Raw genomic sequence first — 16,635 nt, 5'->3', positions numbered from 1 at the left:
TAAGGTCGGATAACATTCTATTATCAGACCTAATATAGCGGGAGATGAGTCATGGCAGTAGGGGTGCCGGAAAACGACGTGTTTGCCGCGGCGGATGCCGTCTTGGCGCGCGGTGAACGCCCGACGGTCGAACGTGTGCGCCTGGAACTGGGACGCGGCAGCCCTGCGCGAGTCGGCGGTTTGCTTGACCATTGGTGGGCGCGCCTTGCTGAACGGCTGAACGGCGAGACCCGCCTGCCGGCACTTCCCGGCGAGGTGTCGCAGGCCTTTGTCGCGGTATGGCAGCAGGCGATTCAACTGGCGCAGGGCGTCGTCGAACGGGGTTTGACCGAGCAGCGGCAAGTGCTCGATGCTGAACGTGAACGGATTGCGGCGGCGGAAGATCAAGCGCGTCAGGACATGGCCAAAGCGCGCCAGCAAGTTTCCGACGCCGTCGCTGGGCGTCAGGCTATGGAGCTACGTTTGGCTGACTTGGAACTTCTTCTTTCTCAACGTCAGAGGCAGATCGAGGATCTGCAGCAGCAACGGGAGAGCTTGGTGCACGAGCGCCGCGAAGCCCAGCAGTACAATCAGGTATTGCAGCAGGAACTACAGGCGTTGCGACTCACGGTCGAGCAGGAGCGAATCACACAGGAGAACTATTTGCGTGGATTTGAAGATCGGGCTCACAGAGAGGTTGATCGGGCCCGGGAAGAGGGCAAAGCCGCAGTAAGCCAATTCAAAGTAGCGAGTCGAAAAAATGACGACCTACAACGAAAACTGGAGTCGGCCCAGGACGAGCTCAGTCAAGCAATGCAGCGCGCCGCGGCACAACTCGCGCGGGCTGAAACCTTGGAGCAGCAGTTGAAACAGCTGCGGCAGCTGCCCGAGGCCAAGCGCAAACCGCGAGTTAGAAGAAAATCTGCATCAAGCAGTCCAAAAGACTGATCGCAGGGTGTCAGCTAACGGCCAGAAGCGGTCACTTCAACTCGCACGTTGGCCGTTAAGTTCGAAACGCTCGTGTCCACCGCCGCACTTCTTTTGATACCATCGCGCCATCGGAAAGGAGGCAAGCATGGCCAATCGGAGTGCTATTCCAGTTCCGCAAGCTACTGATTTTCATAAGCTAGAACCCCGCGTTTTTACTGGGCCGCCTTTTAGGTTGCGGAACGCTTTTTTTCCAAATGCTTCGTTAAGGTCTGCGAGGCTCGGCAAATTTCAGACAAAGTCTCCCTTGTTCCAGCAGCTGAACTGGTACGGCTTCTGGCGCACGCCGGCGTATCCCTCCCCCCACCAAGAGTTGGTCTTGCCGTCAAACACTCGGTTGCGAATCGCACAAGCCACAGCGATCTGGCCGGCCAGGCTTTCGCCGCGAGCCTCACCCCACAGGGTCTGGGCAAGGATGTTACGATCTCTTTCAGTGACGATCATGCTTTTCTCCAGGCAACAATAAACCCGTTCAATGGCGGGTTGAGATGTTTACAAACTTTCGTGTAACCACGGAAATCTAACTGGTAAAGCCGCAATTCTATTTTTGCGGCGGCGCCAAACCCGAGCGTGTATAATCCTTAGCTTTTGTTTTCACTGACAAAAAATCGATGATTTAAATCAACTCGAAGCCTACAAGGAAGCTTTTCGCAAATGGGAAACAACTTAACACTTCAGAATATACAGTCCCTGAGATGGCTAGCTGCGGCACTCGTTTTTATGCAACATTCTATTTTTTTTGCAGGACAAACCACTGGAGACTCAATGATGAGTTTCAGGGGCTATAACTTCGGTGGCATCGGGGTATACGTATTCTTTATCATTTCAGGATTCGTTATTGCCATGCAAACAGAGAAAAAACCTTTGCAGTTTTTATTGCATCGAGCATTCAGAATATATCCCGCTTACTTTTCAGCCGTCGCACTGTCATTCGTTATTTTATACCTATTCTCTACTCAAACACCAAGCCTCAACACTGATTCACTTTCGATGCTATTAATTCCAACAGGAACACTCAACAGCTCATTTCAGATTCCTTACTGGACATTAATCTACGAAATTTTCTTTTATTCACTAATACTTTTGTTGATGGTTATTTTGAAAGGTAGGCAATCTCTGATAGATGGATCTATTTTGATTTGGCTTGCTGTCGTGATTTTCACCACCCAAATGGGACTAAAGCTAGACATACACGCGCCCTCGCTCAAAGACATTATTTTTTCACCCATGAATATCTATTTCATGTGCGGATATTTTCTTTCTAGAGTACTATTGTCAAACGATAATAAAATAGCTTTCTCGGGCCTATTGATAATTGCCGCCTCAGGAAGCTTTTTCCTATCAGTGCGGTATCAAGCAACTGTGTGCGCACTTGGTGTTTGTGCAATTGTTTTCTTTGCAAAATCGAAACCTTTCAAGAAGGCAATCAACAAACTTGGCGACTACTCTTATGGAATTTACTTAATTCATCTTCCTATGATCTATTGTATTTTCCTAGCAATGAAAGGTGCTGGCGCGAATTTTTCAATATCACTTTCAATGATGGTTTTGATTGCCTTGCCTATATCCATAGGATTCGGGAAATTAGAGCATATGATTTACAACCTGAAAATACGCCCAGCACTTAACTCATTCATAGCCGACAACAAATTTAACGCCATCAAGTCAGGATAACCAATGAGAGTTAATGACCGATACATAGGCCTCCACATTTGTTTATATTGAAAACTATTGCAGAATTTCAGCGACGTCAGGGTTTGCCAGGAGAAAGGCCTTCAGCTTTTCTAGTGGATCACTTACAACCACAATCGGTGGCGGATTGAGGAATGCGATGTGGCGCGGATCGTCATCCTCGATTTCGACAACATCAGGCCGATACTCACTATCTGGCTGAATGGCAAACATAGTGCCGATGATCTTTTTCTTCTGATCCGTGAATTTCGCAAAAATCTTCATTCTTTACCTCAGAAGGAATAGCCGTTAATACCGATGATTAGGGTTGCCGTACCAGCACTTGTTGCGCATGAGTAAAATGCAGTTTGCGGCGCAACTAACGGAACGTCCCCACAAGAGGCGCTCAGGCCACCATTCACAGCACCGTTAGTTATAGCCATGCTGATCTGGCCAATTGGGACAGATGCGCCGCTAATCGCGAACGACAAGTTTGCAGGATTCGTTGTCGAAGTAATTGCTGCCATCCCTCGGAATGTTTTGGCATTCCTTGGCACAGCTGCCGCCAGCGGCAGCGACGTGAGCGAGGCCTGCATCGTAGTCGTGCTGAGAATCTGAACCGTGTTGGTCCAGATGTTTCGGTCAACCTGATAACCGGTATCGAATGCGGTGTCAGAGGTTGTTCTCCAGACAGAAACCAGCGCCGAAGCCGTGTACCCGGCTGGCATGCTCCCCCCGCATATTTCAGGCGCCACTATCGAAGTTGCGTTGACGCCTAGCAACGCCGGGTTCGTTGCGGACAATGCCGAGTTGGGGTTGTAAATCAGATAAACAGCAACTGCACCGCTTACTGGCGCGATTCCTACATCCATACCCCCTACCCCAGTTACCCCGCCGCTCAGTGTTCTGTTGATGCCCGAGAGCAACCGCCTCTCCCCCTTGGTAAGGCGTTTTTTATCTAGTAGCGCTGCTTTTAAATCATATATATCAAAATAGCCATCCTTTCTTCTAATCAGTAAGTCAGGATTTATAGCCTGATCAAAACACGTACCATCATGTTCAAGCCAAACCATACTAGGTTCGTACAAAAAGCAATCAGTATCAAACGCCTGCTTAATTATTTCAGGATGCAGACTCACGAATTCACCGATAGTGGTTTCTCGCAACCCTGTCTGAAGATATAGATTTTGAAATTGACTTACCACAGCTAGCCGAGCCCCAGCATCACCATCAACCGTGTGGACTCCTCGCACGTGCCCTTGCGCATCCTCAACCAGATACTGCCGAAGGTATGTATCAACCGCAGATTTACTTGATCGACTGTTACATATAAACATGCTCAATATATTCTTACAGCGATGCAGTGGACCCTTGGTGTTTATCAGTACACAGTTACCGATAAAGCACCTTTCGAAATCATCTCTGAACTCGAACACACAACCATTATCACCCGCTCCGCCACCAAACAAGTGAGTACGATATGTGTGGATATAGGGAAATCTTACTTGTATGGAATCCAGTGCACGCGAGGTACCCAAGCTATATGAGACACCACCGGAACCAATAGCGAACAGAGGACTACTACTTTTCCCATCAAATTGGTCTAGGTATCTGTACACCGATGGCTGCTCATTGCGTTTTATTACCAATCCTTTATAACTTTCAGATGCACCAAACAATTCACAAATGTAAAAGCCTTTGCACTTTGTAAAAAGAATCATATTAGGAAATAGCGGTCTCCCGTCGGAAACCAGGTTACCTTCAGATTTGTGCTTAGAGACACCCGTAAAATAGTGACGCCATATTGCGCTTACCTGCGATACAAAATCCTCAAACAACATGGCATTCCATCCGTTTGTCAGGGTTTTACTACAACACCATCATTTCACGGCTGCTGCACGTGATCATGGAAGCGAATGTAGCACACACAAATAGGCACCTAGGAAGCAGTAATCGAGAAGCTCGCATAGAGGACAAAAGGTGTTCACGGCACCACACACACCATGAGTTGCGGAAATCATGTCAAAAATTGCGGAAATGAATTTATTTCTCAGACAACAAAAAACCCCGTAGATCGTTGATCTACGGGGTTTTTGATAGTGGAGGCCGAGGTCGGAATCGAACCGGCGTAGGTGGATTTGCAATCCTCATGCGATCCGGGATTGGACCCTCGGCTCAACTTCGCAGCCTCGATATTCCCGTGGTGGCGGACCTGCCGGTGGGCGCGAGACTTCAGGATCACCCCCTTATTTACAGTGTCTACGCGCTTAAGGCGGAGCACAAGGCGATGCTTCCTGCCGCCGGGGCGCTGGTGTGGACCGGTTCTAAGAGCGCGACTGCTGGCAACCTAGATCTTCAGATTTCTGCTACGCACTTCTTCGATCCCACGCACAGCCCCACCGGCGGCGCGATCGTGTTGGCCTCGGCGTTGGTGTTGCCGCGCTCCTTCGGCTCGCTCCGGCTGGTATCTCGCGATCCTCGGGTTGCGCCGTGCATCCACTATAACTTCCTCGACGACCCAAGCGACCTTGAGCGCCTGATGGAGGTGGCCCGACTAACAAGCCTTATCGCCAGCTCCGAGCCGTTCGCCGGCCTGATCGACAGCGAAATCACTCCGCCTCTGCCACGAGATGACGCCCAGTTGCGCAAATACATCATCGAGAACGTCTCCACCTATGCCCATCCGACCTCCACAGTACCAATGGGCCGCGACGATGACCCGACGGCCGTGGTTGACGCCTGGGGGGCGGTGCGCGGCATCAGGGACCTTCATGTCGTCGACGCGTCAATCTTTCCTGATGTTCCCTCGGTGCCAACCAACGTTACGACCGTGATGGTTGCCGAGCGGATTGCAGCTCGGCTGGGCAAGACCTTGCCTTCCGTCCAAATCAAACAGTTTGCAGGAGTCGATCATGATTATTGATACCATGCACAAACTCTATCCCGCCCTGAACTGGGTCGACGGCGAGTGGGTCGGCTCAGAAACGATCCGTGAGTCGATCAACCCAGCCACCTACGAGGTCATCGGTAGCTACGCCGAAGGAGGGGTTGAAACCGCTACAGCGGCCATCGTTGCGGCGAAACGCGCTATGCGCGAGACCAATTGGGCGCACGACCGCAAGCTGCGCGCACGCGTGCTCGACAAGCTCGCAGATGCTTTCGAACGCAACCGCGATGAGCTCATCAAGATCCTCTACACTGAGAACGGCAAGATCCAACGCGATGCCTCGTTCGAAGTCGACCTTTGCGTGCCTTCGTTGCGCTACTTTGCCGGCATCGCACGTACAGAAGCTGGACGGGTAGTGGACTCCAAACCGGGCAGAATTGCCATGATGGTGCGCCAGCCGATGGGCGTTGCGTGTGTCATTGCGCCCTGGAATTCCCCTGTTATCTTGATGATACGATCACTGGCGCCTGCTCTGGCTGCCGGCTGTGCCGTCATCATCAAGATGCCGGGCAAAAGCGCCCAGATCACTTCGACCATCTCCAAGATATTTGCCGATGTACCGGAACTACCCCGCGGCGTGATTAACGTGTTCACCGACGAGACTGGCGACGGTGCAAAGCATATCGTCGCGTCGCCGGATGTGCCGGTCATCAGCTTCACCGGTAGCACCGCGACCGGAAAGGCAATCGCGCTGAGCGCCGCCCCGCACTTTAAGCGCATCGGACTTGAGCTCGGCGGCAAGACCCCCTCAATCGTATTTGATGATGCGGATCTCGATCTCGCCCTGCCGATGCTCGAGATGGCATTGACGAAGTTTGCCGGGCAATTTTGTGTAACCTGCCAGCGGGTTATCGTGCAGGAAGGGATCGCCGACGAGTTCCGCAAACGCTTCGCCGAGCGACTGCGCGCGGTGAAGGTCGGACCTGCAACGGACCTGTCGAGCGACATGGGCCCGATGATCGATCGCGAGAACGTTGAACGGGTTAATAATGTGGTTGAACGGGCCATTGCCGACGGCGCTCAGGTCATCGTGCGAGGCGGGCCTATTATCGAAGGCCCACTGTCGAAAGGCGCGTTCTATTGCCCATCGTTTCTGGAAGTGAGCAATCCAACGATGCAAATCGTCCAGGAGGAGACCTTCGGCCCCGTCATCACGATGCAGCGTTTCACCACCGAAAAGGAAGCGGTCGACATGGCCAACGACAGCATCTATGGGTTGGGAGCCAGCATCTGGACGCGCGATCTTTCCAAGGCGCTGCGGATAGCGCCCAGGATCGAAGCGGGTCTGGTCTGGATCAATGAATGGGGTGCGGTCGGTGAGGACACTGAGGAGGGAGGCTCCAAGCACTCGGGCCTCGGCCGCCTCAATGGCGTGACGGCGATCGACGACTTCACCGAAATCAGGACCATTACACTTAACCCCGGGCTGATGGAAGCATAGGCGTGCCCTGATGTTTACCTCGACCTCGCATCGTTCGAAACGGCAGTGGACAGCCTTGACCCTGGGCAGAGCGGCTCGCGCGAACTTCTCCCGCAAGGCACGACAGTGACTTTTTTTGCAGCTGCCGCTTACAGAGTTAGGCTACCGCCCTGACTAGGGCGGCGGGGCGAACGCATAGGCTGCCACGCAGATATAGGGAAAACGAGCATGTCTGAAGTTTCGGGTGTAGTAGTCAGCCACATCATACGTCCGGCCCACGAACAGGCATTTGTAGAATGGGCGAAAAAAATGGCGGAGCGTGTTCGCGCAGCGCCCGGCTTTCGCTCAATCATTCGGCTCGATCAAGGTCCCGCGATTTCCCATACGCTTGTGCAGTTCGACTCCCAAGAGCAACTCGACTGTTGGCTGGCTTCAGATGCATTTCTGCTGTTGCGCGCTGAAGCCATGAATTATTCGTTGAGGATTATCCAGCCTCAAGCCGGGCAAACGGGCGCCATCAGCATTCCAGGATCAGCCAGCATGCCCAAATGGAAGCAGGCGGCTGCGACTTGGCTCGGTGTCTACCCGACGCTTGTCGCGGTGAATATTTTCATGATCCGCCCACTTGCAGACTCAGTGAACTGGCTCGTGCTCCTGACAGCCAGTTCGCTGAGTTGCGCTATATGACCTTTTAGATGTGAATTCTGATCCTGTAGATTTTCTATTTTATTAAGAAGCTGCTGATTGACATAATGCTTGCAGATTGGGCTAATGAAAATGGGTGGACTGACCTAGACATCAGGGATTATCTGCACCTTACCTCCGAAAGGAGTATCTATAGTCTTCATCCGTTGCGTAGAAAGATCCTTGAACCTCCGTTCAGGTTGAAACCTTGGGGTCCGAGTTGCTGGAGCTGACCAAGAAAGGAAGGGAAGGGAAGAAAGGCGCCCGATAGCTTGCAGCCCTTCGTCACCGGCCAGGCATCCAGACCAAAGCGGCACGTTATTGATAGACCCCCAGTTCGACTCGTTCTAGGTAGTCTTCGACAGCTTGAAATCCGAGTGGGTTACCCACCAGATCAAGGGGGATGTTACCGTCCAAATATCTACAGGGCTTGGCAAGCCACTCCTCGGCAAGTCGCAGGGTGCCAAAAACAGTCATTGCGTGTTCGAGAACCTTTGCGTATTGAAAGGCTATCGCACTCTCAAAAACGCCAAGTCGACCAGTCGTGGTTTTATCGTTTTTACCTTGCATCGTTCGGCTAGGCTTACCAACGATCCGCTTGATGACGTTCCATGACAAGTAAAGCTCGGAAAGCGAAACCATTGAGTAAACGTCGCTCAACGCGAAACCCTCCTTAGCAAGCAAGAAAACGCCGAGCGGGCTAAGATTTTCAATGCTGACCCGGGTTAGGTATTCCGTTGGTTTCCGGGCCAAAGGTGTCGGTTTCTCTGCCTCTGTAAAAGGGTCTGCCATGGGACTGACTCCGCTGCAACGGATCACTAGATTAGCTCGATTCGATACTAAACGCACGAAAGACGCTCACCATGAGAGTTATAATTGCCAGTTGCCATCTCCAAAATCCGAATTGTAAGGGCAGGGAACAGCATGATAAATCCTAAATCAAATGTGCTCACATTAGAAAAAGTCATGTGCGCTGTTGCCGATTTAAAAAAACAAGGCCTTAAAATAACCATCAAGGCTGTACGAAATCAGACGGGTTATGGTTCATACACGACCATTTCAAAGTTTCTTAGAGAAGCGTCTTTGGTAGAGAAGGAAAATCTCTCTCCTAGTGAACGGCTCGCTCAGTTTCCAGATCAGATCAGAACAGCATTTCTGTCGGTTTACAAAGAACTAATCAAAGCTGCAAATGCTGAAGCAAACAAAAAACTCAACGAAATTCAGGAGATTGAAGAAAGACTTCGAAGCAGATGGGCAGCGAACATCAAGGAGAAAATTAGAGCGCTTCGAAGTCTGGAGATCGAAACAAATGCCTGCGCCGAACTCAGAGCTGAGCTGACACGAGCGACTCAAAACAACTTGCAAAATCAGGAGGTCATAACGAACCTTACCGCACGACTGGTTAAAGCGGAGTGTGAAAATGTGCAGCTGTTAGAACTAACGGAAAAGATGAAGAATGATATAAAACAACGTGAGAGGCACATTGAGTATTTCGAAAAGCAGGTACTTCAGCAAAGACACGCAGATAACCAGATGCATCTGCTTAAGGTTGCAAAACTCGAGCAAAACTTGATGAGTAGTCAGGCTCGCGTATTGGAGCTGTCGGTGGCATTAGTGGGGAAATCCGAAGACGGTTAAACCACGTGACCATACTGCTCAACAAATTTGCTAGGCGTTGCATTGAAGGTAAGATCCAAAATCGGGCAAAAAATCTGAATTTCGATCTTTAGGTCTCAAAAATTTCGATGTTCACTTCCGGGTACTGGCGGATCCGGATTCTAAACGTCGGACGTAAACATCTCGTTTAACATAATATACATTATGCGTAACAACATGTTTCGCCTTGGCGGCCATGCCGGGCTCCTTTTCAATACTCACGGCAGCTCTGGCTTTCCCCGCAACCTGAACCCGGACCATCTGGCTCAAGACGCTCCGAAAAAGCCGGCCTGCCAACGCTTCGTGCGGTAGCTTCACGCTGATCGCCGACTGCTTGACCAGCTTGCATTCCTACAATGGCTCCGCCGTTTCAATGAGCGAATTGAGCACCAGTTTGATTTCCGCCGCTGGATCTTTATGTCCTTGCAATATCAAACCCTCCGACAGCGCCGTGAAAGTCTTCGCGAGTGCTGCGTACGCCAACGGAGGTTTCTTGCCGGCATGGTTGAAAATGATAGTGATCAGCTTGCCCAGCGCCTCGCTGTTTTCTTCATGCAGATCGTAGTAATGCTTTGCGAACGCTTCATCGCGTAACGCGATCAGTTGCATTTCGGCGTCGAGGATGGCGCAGTTCGTATTGTTTTTAAGTGTATCGATGTAGGCGTTCAATCCGTGCGCGAGTTGCTCTGCGGTATAACCCGCGGCCAACGTCTCGCCCAAGCGGTCTATTTCAACCCGTTTGAAACGCTGGGTCAGTTGCAGGAGCAGTTCCGACTTGCTTGAGAAGTTGGAAAAGAACGCACCTTTCGAATAACCTGCCTCTTCGGAGATAATATTGACACTGGCGGCGTGAAAGCCTTTTTTGATCATGAGGTCAGTGGCGGTATCAAATAACTTGTCTCGTGTTATTTGCTGGCTTTCCTCGCGACCTAATCTTTTTTTAATCACGCCCTCGGCTCCTTTGGCCCAATATGTTTGTTTGTAACTAGATCAAACAGTTCAGTGGATCAGATGTTTGCACCTTACCATCCGTACCCGTCCTTTGCATTTAAAGTTTTAAATCTGGCATGTAATCGCCGCCTATTTTTGGCTGGATCGGACGACAGCAAGGTGACGGTTTTCATCGAAATGCAACGGATTCAGAGCGACCACTGCCCTGCCCCCTTTGGGGAAAAAACCGCTCACATGCCGGAAAAATGGCGTCATCAGCCTGGCGAATTCGTTGAGACATCACGTCTCAGGCCCGTCCCAGACACCTCGGCTTTCACTCGATAATGAAATACCGCTTGATTTCCAGATACCGAATGGTTTTTACTGGCGCCGTTGGGTCATCCAACGCCTGTTCAGCGACGAAGCTGCACGAGCAGGCTATCTCACAGGAGCTGGATTTTAATGGAATATGCCTTTGTTACAGGTGCTACAGGCCTGCTTGGGAACAATGTCGTCCATGCACTTTTAAAACGAGACATCAAAGTAAGGGCGCTGGTACGTTCCATTGAAAAAGCCAAGAAGCAGTTCGGCGGCCTGCCCGTCGAACTTGTCCAGGGCGATATGCTTGATGTTGATGCATTCAGCCATGCCCTTGAAGGCTGTGATGCCTTGTTTCATACAGCGGCCTATTTTCGCGACAGCTATAAAGGCGGAAAGCATTGGCAAAAGCTTTACGACACCAATGTAACCGGCACCGAGCGGTTGTTGCAGGCCGCCTATGCCGCGGGCATTCGCCGTGCGGTCCACACTTCCTCCATCGCGGTCCTGAAGGGAAACCGCGATCAGGTAATCGACGAGACCATGTCGCGCGACGAGTCCGAGGCAGACGATTACTACCTGAGCAAGATCCTGTCTGAACATAAAGTTCAGGAGTTCTTGTCGCTGCATCCGGACATGTTCGTGGCGATGGTTTTACCCGGTTGGATGTTTGGCCCAGGCGACATCGGTCCTACCTCGTCAGGTCAGTTCCTGCTGGATTTCGTAGGACAAAAGTTGCCGGGGGTTCTTCCCGGGAGTTTTTCAGTCGTGGACGCCCGTGACGTGGCGGAACATCAAATCGCAGCGATAACACGTGGCCGATCGGGAGAGCGTTATCTGGCTGCCGGCAATCATATGGACATGAAGACTATCTTTCGGGCACTGGCCAACGTCAGCGGGATAAAGGCACCGGAACGGCCTGTTCCGTTGTTCATGCTGCGTCTTATTGCTTTCGCCTATGAAATTTATTACCGGGTTACTAAAAAGCCGGTGCTTATCAGTACTTCCACGGTCAAGCTCATTGAGCAGGAACAAGGGAGGACTCATTTCAGCCACAGCAAAAGTTCAAGTGAACTGAAATGCGCGTTCCGCCCGGTTACTGAGACCCTGACCGATACGCTGGACTGGTATCGGAACAATAACTACATAAAGCTCAACTGAAAAATTAGCCTGCCTCTGCAGTACTTATTTATCTGGCCATGACTTCAAGGATTGAGAGGTTGGTGGAATGAAAAGCCTTACCTGTAAAGAAGGTTTCCTGCATCGCTTTGTCGGTTTTTCAGATTTGCACCCCGACGCCATAGCTATCAGGAATCTCGATGCGGAAGAAACCTTCACGTACCGCGACTTGCTGAACAAGGCCGAAGCGTGCAACGGTTTGCTCCATGCCCTTGGGGTGTCGTCCGCAGAGAAAGTTGCGCTTGTCTTGCCCAATGGGGTGGATTTCATCGCGTATTATTTGGCGATCATTGGCCATGGTGCTATCCCCGTCATCCTTAACCACAAGCTGACGACGTACGAACTGAGCAACGTGCTGGGCCTCGCCGGGCCCGCATTGACCGTCACGACCGATTCGTTGTTCGAGCAACACCGCGAAGTCTTTCAGTCGGTCCGTTGCCTCGTCGTCCGCACCGCCGATGAGCAGCCGTTGTCGTTGCCCGAACACGCAACGGCAGCCTCTGATCTTCCGCATCAGCTCTGGCCCTTGTCGCTGCCTGAAGGCAACCCGGTCGTTTCGGTACAGTTCACGTATCGGGGCGTTGGCATGCCGCTGGCTGTTTCTCATCGTTATCTGGACCTGACGCAGTCAAGCGATGGCTTGCACGAGCAGTTCCACCCTCAAGGCCTTGGGTCGGTCCACTTGGTGACCCTGCCGCTGTACGCGATCTTCGGCCTGTCCGTGATGATGGTTTTCCCGCTCAGCATCGGCGCTACGCTGCTGATGACCAACAGCCTGCTCAACAGGGACCTGGCGCAAGTCTTGTCCGAGCACCAGGTGTCCTTTGCCTGCCTGGTGCCGGATGTCATCCGCTACTTCAATACCCGGCTGGCCAAACGCAAGGGCCCACGGCTGCCGCTGCATCCGCAACTGATGATTTATTCCGGCGGCAGCCATCTGCCGGCGGATGAAGCGCAAAAGCTTGGCGATTTGCTGGGGTGCGGCCCTGTATTGCAAGGCTACGGACTGACGGAAAGCATGCCGGTGATTGTCCAGAGTTCGGTCGGCGAGGTGCATCGCGGTGCGATGGGCCAACCAATCAGTGGTGTCGAGTTGCGAATTGTCGATGGTCAGGGCCGCGACGTGGCCGTGGGACGTATCGGCGAGCTGCTGGTACGCGGCCCGATGGTTATCCCGGGCTATGACGATGCGCCGCAGATAAATGCCCGGTTTTTCCGTGACGGCTGGTTCCACACCGGCGACCTGGTCTGGCAGGACGACGACGGGCACGTATTTTTCTGCTGCCAGCGCCTGCGTATCTCGAAAATCAAAGCGCAGATGATCGACCTGGAAGAAATCGAGTCCATTGCCCTCAAGCATCCCGGTGCAGTGCGGGCAAAGGCCTACATCGTCCCGGACCATAAAGCCATCAACGTACTGCACTTGTCTGTGGAAGGTAGCGCAGACCTTAGCCAGAACAGCGTATCCACCCTGCTCGCCCGTTACCTTTCCGCCTTCAAACTACCCAGGAACATCGAGATTGTCCCGCTCAAGGAAGAGATTCATGCACGCTGATCACACGCGACCGGTGCTGGCCGTTTTCGATTTCGACGGCACATTGACCGACAGGCATACCTTCTGGCGCTACATGCGTTTTATCGTCGGAACCCGGCCCTTCTGGCTCAGGATCATCCCCCTGCTGCCAAAAATGCTCAGCGTGATCCTGGGAATCACACCGCTGATGCAGGCGCGACTGGCGTTTATCGCCTGCTATCTGGGAGGCCTGAGCGTCGAGCAGGAGCGCGAACATGCCAGGTACTTCATCAGTGAACAGCTGCCGCTCTGGCTCAGGCCCGAAGCGCTGCGTCGGCTGAAGTGGCATCAATCCATGGGACACGTCACGGCGCTGGTCAGCAATTCGCCGGAGAACTACCTGATCCCGTGGGGGCAGGCAGTTGGTTTCGACTACGTGTGCGGCACCCGCCTGGCGACGGCCCGGAACAAGCTGACCGGGGGCATATCGGGAGCCAACTGTGTCGATGGGGAGAAAGTCAGGCGCCTCAAAGGCTGCGTCGGCAACCTTGAAGATTTCTACGTCTATGCCTATGGCGACTCGTCAGGCGACGAGGCCCTGCTCAGCGTTGCCAACTCTCCCTTCTATAGAAACTGGTACTGACAGATGAATACTCTGAGCACTTTTGTCCCCGCGCATTACAAACAGCCGGGCAAGGCGCCGGCGGTAATGATCGTAGGCGCCGGCCCTATCGGCTTGTCGCTGGCGATCATGTTGCAGAAATGGGGCGTCGCTTTTCGCATCATCGAGAAAAACGCCGGCCCCTCCACCGCGACCAAGGCGATGGCGATCCATTCCAGGACCCTGGAAATCTTCCGCGACCTCGGCGTCGCCGACCAGGCCATCAACGATGGTTTTACCATCAATCAGTTTTCGGTGCAGTCCAACGCCCGACGGGTTCTGAATTACAACTTTTCCTGCCTGGATGCTACCTATCCCCTGCTCCTCAGCCTGCCGCAGCCGCAAACGGAAAAGATCCTGCTGGAACGATTGACTGAGCTGGGCGTGGAAGTCGAATGGAACACCGAGCTGGTGGACATCGAGAACCAGCCCGAGTCCGTACGGGTCACGCTGCGTCATGGCGACGGTCGCGAGGAATCCTGCGCCAGCCGCTGGGCAGTGGCCTGTGACGGTGCTCGCAGCAACATCCGAAAACGCCTGGAGATGACTTTCGAGGGATCGTCCTACGATCGTTTTTTCATGCTCGCCGACGCTGACATCGAGTGGTCCGGCAGCAAGGACGAAGGCGCTTTTTTTCTTGGCGCGCAGGATGGGTACGTGGCGGTTGCGCCGATCAGCGCACAATCGCGTTATCGGCTGTTTATCGAGATGCCCTACGACTTGCCACCGGAAGGCGAGCGCCCCTCCTTGAGCCTGGAGAACTTCCAGCGGCTGTGCGAGGGACGTGGGCAGAACATGACCCTGTCGAACATCTCCTCCACCACCATTGCCTCTTTCCAGCATCGCCGGGTGCAGTCATTGCAGCAGGGCTCGGTGTTCCTGGTCGGCGATTCTGCGCATATCGGCAGCCCGATCGGCGGCCAATGGATGAACCTGGGAATTTCCGAGGCCTACAACCTGGCGTGGAAGATCGCCTATGTCGATCAAGGCCTGGCGGATCCGTCACTGCTCGACAGCTACAACGAGGAACGTTATCCGGTGGCCCTGGAAGTCGAGAAGACCGCGCATCGGTTGACCGGGTTGATCACCGTAAGGCAACGGGCCCTGGTGTGGCTGCGAGATAACGTCCTGCCACTGCTGAGCAGCAGGCCCAAGGTCCAGCGCAAACTGCCCTCGATGATCTCCGGCCATCAGTACCACTACGCCAAAAGTGACTGCATCCAGGAGGCGCTGACGAAAAAGCAGCGCCGCAACTGGGCCAGGAAAGGAGCCCGGACGGCGTTCCAGCCGCCGGTGCCTCGCGCGGGGCAACTGGCACCCGATGTCGAGCTTTGGCAACAGCAAGGGGCGCTGCCGGCGCGCTTGATCGACCTGTTCCACGGGACGTACACGTTGTTGATCTTCACCGCGGCGGATCAATTTTCTCCCATCTTGCCAGGCCACTATGCACTGGCCGAGTCAGTAGAAAAAGATTATCCGGGCATCAAGGCCTACTGCGTGGTCGACGCCCTCAACAGCGCGGAACTGCCGGCATGGCACTCGACATTGCTCGACCCCGACTGGAGGCTGCACAAGCGTTATCACGCCAGCGAAGGCACGCTGATGCTGATTCGTCCTGACGGGTACATCGCGTTCCAGGGCGCCGACGCGATGACACTCGTGACGTACCTGAGCGTGAGGTCCGGATTGCTCAAGGCCCCAAGGGAAACCGCCTCCCCGACAAGCGAGGCAGTGCAAATCCAGCGGCCAGTCGCAACCGCTCACTGATTGCTTGACGGCGCCTTGCCCGGGCCCACGACTTTCGATACTCGTCTAAAACACCTACCGATTTACGGTTAAGGAGAACCTCATGCGCTTGCAACTCAATGAAGTTGTGCAGGAATTCATCGTGTCCAACGGAAAAATAGCCCATAGCTATTTCTCCCTTTCGGAAAAAATCATCGATTCACTTTGCGAATCCAACATGGCGAAGGAATCCATCCTGATGCGCCTGCTGGAACAGGCTGAATCGGTCACCGCCCATTATTTCAATGCCCACCAGCAGGTGCTGGAAGGCGTCTATGCCCATGGCATCGAGGCGGCTGCTGGTAGAAGCGTCGCAACGCTGGAGCCCGTGCCTGCACACTCGACCGTGTTGGCCGCCGCCCCCTCGACGGAGGAACCTGTCGCCCTCAGCTATGAGCAATGGTTGCGCGCCGAGATCAGTTCGGTCACCGGTTTCAAGAACGAGCAAATCGACTTCGAACGAAGTTTCGAAAGCCTGGGCATCGACTCGCTAGGGCTGGTTGATATTTTCGAGTCGTTGGCCCAGCACTTCCCGGACAAGAAAGAACAGACCTCGGAACTCTTCGATGCCCTCACCCCTACGGCCCTGCTGGCCAGGCTCGAAACCGATCCGAAGCCGCCTGCCGCACCTTCCGAGGCGCCGTTGCCCGGCTCCGCCGATGCGCAGACGCAGCTCGGCGCGGTGCTGTTCAACGCCCTCTCACCGCTGGTTTCGGACGCACCGCAGTCACCGGACGTCAACACGCCTTTTACCGATTTGGGACTCAACGGTTTCGACCGGCAAGCCCTTTGCCAATCAATGGCACAAGAGTGCCCCGTCAGTGAGTTTGCTGGTGAGGCATTGATGTCGCGTCGTACCCCGGAAGACGCACTGGCGCTTCTGGCAAGAATGGGCTGAGGCCCGA

Annotated in this window: 15 protein-coding genes and 1 pseudogene; 11 read left to right on the top strand and 5 right to left on the bottom strand. The window is 53.5% G+C overall.

Annotation, left to right across the window (positions count from 1 at the left end; genetic code table 11):
• Positions 1 to 51: 51 nt before the first annotated feature.
• Positions 52 to 927 carry a DNA-binding protein gene (locus J3P84_RS13635; protein WP_434631078.1) on the top strand — a complete coding sequence of 292 codons (876 nt, stop codon included), beginning with the start codon at positions 52 to 54 and terminating at the stop codon, positions 925 to 927.
• A gap of 279 nt (positions 928 to 1,206) precedes the next feature.
• On the opposite strand, the pseudogene J3P84_RS13630 reads toward J3P84_RS13635, so the two are convergent.
• Positions 1,207 to 1,410 (bottom strand): annotated as a pseudogene (locus J3P84_RS13630) (cell wall hydrolase); the annotation flags it as partial.
• Positions 1,411 to 1,620: 210 nt separating this feature from the next.
• Between J3P84_RS13630 and J3P84_RS13625 the strand changes: the two are divergent.
• Positions 1,621 to 2,640: an acyltransferase family protein gene (locus J3P84_RS13625; protein WP_434631076.1), complete on the top strand. Its 1,020-nt coding sequence runs from the start codon at positions 1,621 to 1,623 to the stop codon at positions 2,638 to 2,640.
• 54 nt (positions 2,641 to 2,694) lie between these two features.
• On the opposite strand, the gene J3P84_RS13620 is transcribed toward J3P84_RS13625, so the two are convergent.
• A complete protein-coding gene (locus tag J3P84_RS13620; protein ID WP_434631074.1) occupies positions 2,695 to 2,922 on the bottom strand; it encodes a hypothetical protein in 228 nt (75 codons plus the stop codon).
• Between the two features lie 8 nt (positions 2,923 to 2,930).
• Positions 2,931 to 4,478 carry a hypothetical protein gene (locus J3P84_RS13615; RefSeq protein ID WP_434631071.1) on the bottom strand — a complete coding sequence of 516 codons (1,548 nt, stop codon included), beginning with the start codon at positions 4,476 to 4,478 and terminating at the stop codon, positions 2,931 to 2,933.
• A 308-nt stretch (positions 4,479 to 4,786) separates the two neighbouring features.
• Here J3P84_RS13615 and J3P84_RS13610 point away from each other — a divergent pair, with 308 nt between their 5' ends.
• The 3 genes from J3P84_RS13610 (at position 4,787) to J3P84_RS13600 (ending at position 7,691) form a co-directional block, all read left to right on the top strand.
• The gene (locus tag J3P84_RS13610) at positions 4,787 to 5,560 is read left to right on the top strand and encodes a GMC oxidoreductase (RefSeq protein ID WP_434631068.1); all 774 of its coding nucleotides are present in this window, start codon (positions 4,787 to 4,789) and stop codon (positions 5,558 to 5,560) included.
• Positions 5,550 to 7,025 carry an aldehyde dehydrogenase family protein gene (locus J3P84_RS13605; protein WP_434631065.1) on the top strand — a complete coding sequence of 492 codons (1,476 nt, stop codon included), beginning with the start codon at positions 5,550 to 5,552 and terminating at the stop codon, positions 7,023 to 7,025. The genes J3P84_RS13610 and J3P84_RS13605 overlap by 11 nt, the downstream gene beginning before the upstream one ends.
• 207 nt (positions 7,026 to 7,232) lie before the next feature.
• Positions 7,233 to 7,691 carry an antibiotic biosynthesis monooxygenase gene (locus J3P84_RS13600; RefSeq protein WP_434631062.1) on the top strand — a complete coding sequence of 153 codons (459 nt, stop codon included), beginning with the start codon at positions 7,233 to 7,235 and terminating at the stop codon, positions 7,689 to 7,691.
• Positions 7,692 to 8,006: 315 nt separating this feature from the next.
• Here the strand turns inward: J3P84_RS13600 and J3P84_RS13595 are convergent, their stop codons facing one another.
• Positions 8,007 to 8,480 (bottom strand): antitoxin Xre/MbcA/ParS toxin-binding domain-containing protein, encoded by a 474-nt coding sequence (locus J3P84_RS13595; protein WP_434631059.1) that lies wholly within the window; start codon positions 8,478 to 8,480, stop codon positions 8,007 to 8,009.
• 84 nt (positions 8,481 to 8,564) lie between these two features.
• On the opposite strand from J3P84_RS13595, the gene J3P84_RS13590 reads away from it, so the two are divergent.
• Positions 8,565 to 9,326, top strand: coding sequence for a DNA-binding protein (locus J3P84_RS13590; protein WP_434631056.1), 762 nt, complete (start codon positions 8,565 to 8,567; stop codon positions 9,324 to 9,326).
• A gap of 369 nt (positions 9,327 to 9,695) precedes the next feature.
• Here the strand turns inward: J3P84_RS13590 and J3P84_RS13585 are convergent, their stop codons facing one another.
• A complete protein-coding gene (locus tag J3P84_RS13585; protein WP_434631054.1) occupies positions 9,696 to 10,292 on the bottom strand; it encodes a TetR/AcrR family transcriptional regulator in 597 nt (198 codons plus the stop codon).
• A gap of 444 nt (positions 10,293 to 10,736) precedes the next feature.
• On the opposite strand from J3P84_RS13585, the gene J3P84_RS13580 reads away from it, so the two are divergent.
• From J3P84_RS13580 to J3P84_RS13560, 5 genes are all read left to right on the top strand, one after another.
• Entirely contained in the window at positions 10,737 to 11,753 is a 1,017-nt protein-coding gene (locus tag J3P84_RS13580) for an SDR family oxidoreductase (RefSeq protein ID WP_434631051.1), read from the top strand.
• Positions 11,754 to 11,820: 67 nt separating this feature from the next.
• A complete protein-coding gene (locus J3P84_RS13575) occupies positions 11,821 to 13,326 on the top strand; it encodes a class I adenylate-forming enzyme family protein (protein ID WP_434631048.1) in 1,506 nt (501 codons plus the stop codon).
• A complete protein-coding gene (locus tag J3P84_RS13570) occupies positions 13,316 to 13,927 on the top strand; it encodes an HAD-IB family hydrolase (protein ID WP_434631045.1) in 612 nt (203 codons plus the stop codon). The genes J3P84_RS13575 and J3P84_RS13570 overlap by 11 nt, the downstream gene beginning before the upstream one ends.
• A gap of 3 nt (positions 13,928 to 13,930) precedes the next feature.
• Entirely contained in the window at positions 13,931 to 15,712 is a 1,782-nt protein-coding gene (locus tag J3P84_RS13565) for an FAD-dependent monooxygenase (RefSeq protein ID WP_434631042.1), read from the top strand.
• An 82-nt stretch (positions 15,713 to 15,794) separates the two neighbouring features.
• Entirely contained in the window at positions 15,795 to 16,628 is an 834-nt protein-coding gene (locus tag J3P84_RS13560) for an acyl carrier protein (RefSeq protein ID WP_434631039.1), read from the top strand.
• The last annotated feature ends 7 nt before the right edge of the window (positions 16,629 to 16,635 follow it).

This window comes from Pseudomonas sp. Z1-29 (assembly GCF_051131995.1).
In the GTDB taxonomy this organism is placed as follows: domain Bacteria; phylum Pseudomonadota; class Gammaproteobacteria; order Pseudomonadales; family Pseudomonadaceae; genus Aquipseudomonas.
This window is presented reverse-complemented; position numbering and strand designations above follow the sequence as displayed.

Bases quoted from the DNA above. Each gene is read 5' to 3' on its own strand.
- J3P84_RS13635 (WP_434631078.1), top strand. From the start codon at position 52: ATGGCAGTAGGGGTGCCGGAAAACGACGTGTTTGCCGCGGCGGATGCC.
- J3P84_RS13625 (WP_434631076.1), top strand. From the start codon at position 1,621: ATGGGAAACAACTTAACACTTCAGAATATACAGTCCCTGAGATGGCTA.
- J3P84_RS13620 (WP_434631074.1), bottom strand. From the start codon at position 2,922: ATGAAGATTTTTGCGAAATTCACGGATCAGAAGAAAAAGATCATCGGC.
- J3P84_RS13615 (WP_434631071.1), bottom strand. From the start codon at position 4,478: ATGTTGTTTGAGGATTTTGTATCGCAGGTAAGCGCAATATGGCGTCAC.
- J3P84_RS13610 (WP_434631068.1), top strand. From the start codon at position 4,787: ATGCGATCCGGGATTGGACCCTCGGCTCAACTTCGCAGCCTCGATATT.
- J3P84_RS13605 (WP_434631065.1), top strand. From the start codon at position 5,550: ATGATTATTGATACCATGCACAAACTCTATCCCGCCCTGAACTGGGTC.
- J3P84_RS13600 (WP_434631062.1), top strand. From the start codon at position 7,233: ATGTCTGAAGTTTCGGGTGTAGTAGTCAGCCACATCATACGTCCGGCC.
- J3P84_RS13595 (WP_434631059.1), bottom strand. From the start codon at position 8,480: ATGGCAGACCCTTTTACAGAGGCAGAGAAACCGACACCTTTGGCCCGG.
- J3P84_RS13580 (WP_434631051.1), top strand. From the start codon at position 10,737: ATGGAATATGCCTTTGTTACAGGTGCTACAGGCCTGCTTGGGAACAAT.
- J3P84_RS13575 (WP_434631048.1), top strand. From the start codon at position 11,821: ATGAAAAGCCTTACCTGTAAAGAAGGTTTCCTGCATCGCTTTGTCGGT.
- J3P84_RS13570 (WP_434631045.1), top strand. From the start codon at position 13,316: ATGCACGCTGATCACACGCGACCGGTGCTGGCCGTTTTCGATTTCGAC.
- J3P84_RS13565 (WP_434631042.1), top strand. From the start codon at position 13,931: ATGAATACTCTGAGCACTTTTGTCCCCGCGCATTACAAACAGCCGGGC.
- J3P84_RS13560 (WP_434631039.1), top strand. From the start codon at position 15,795: ATGCGCTTGCAACTCAATGAAGTTGTGCAGGAATTCATCGTGTCCAAC.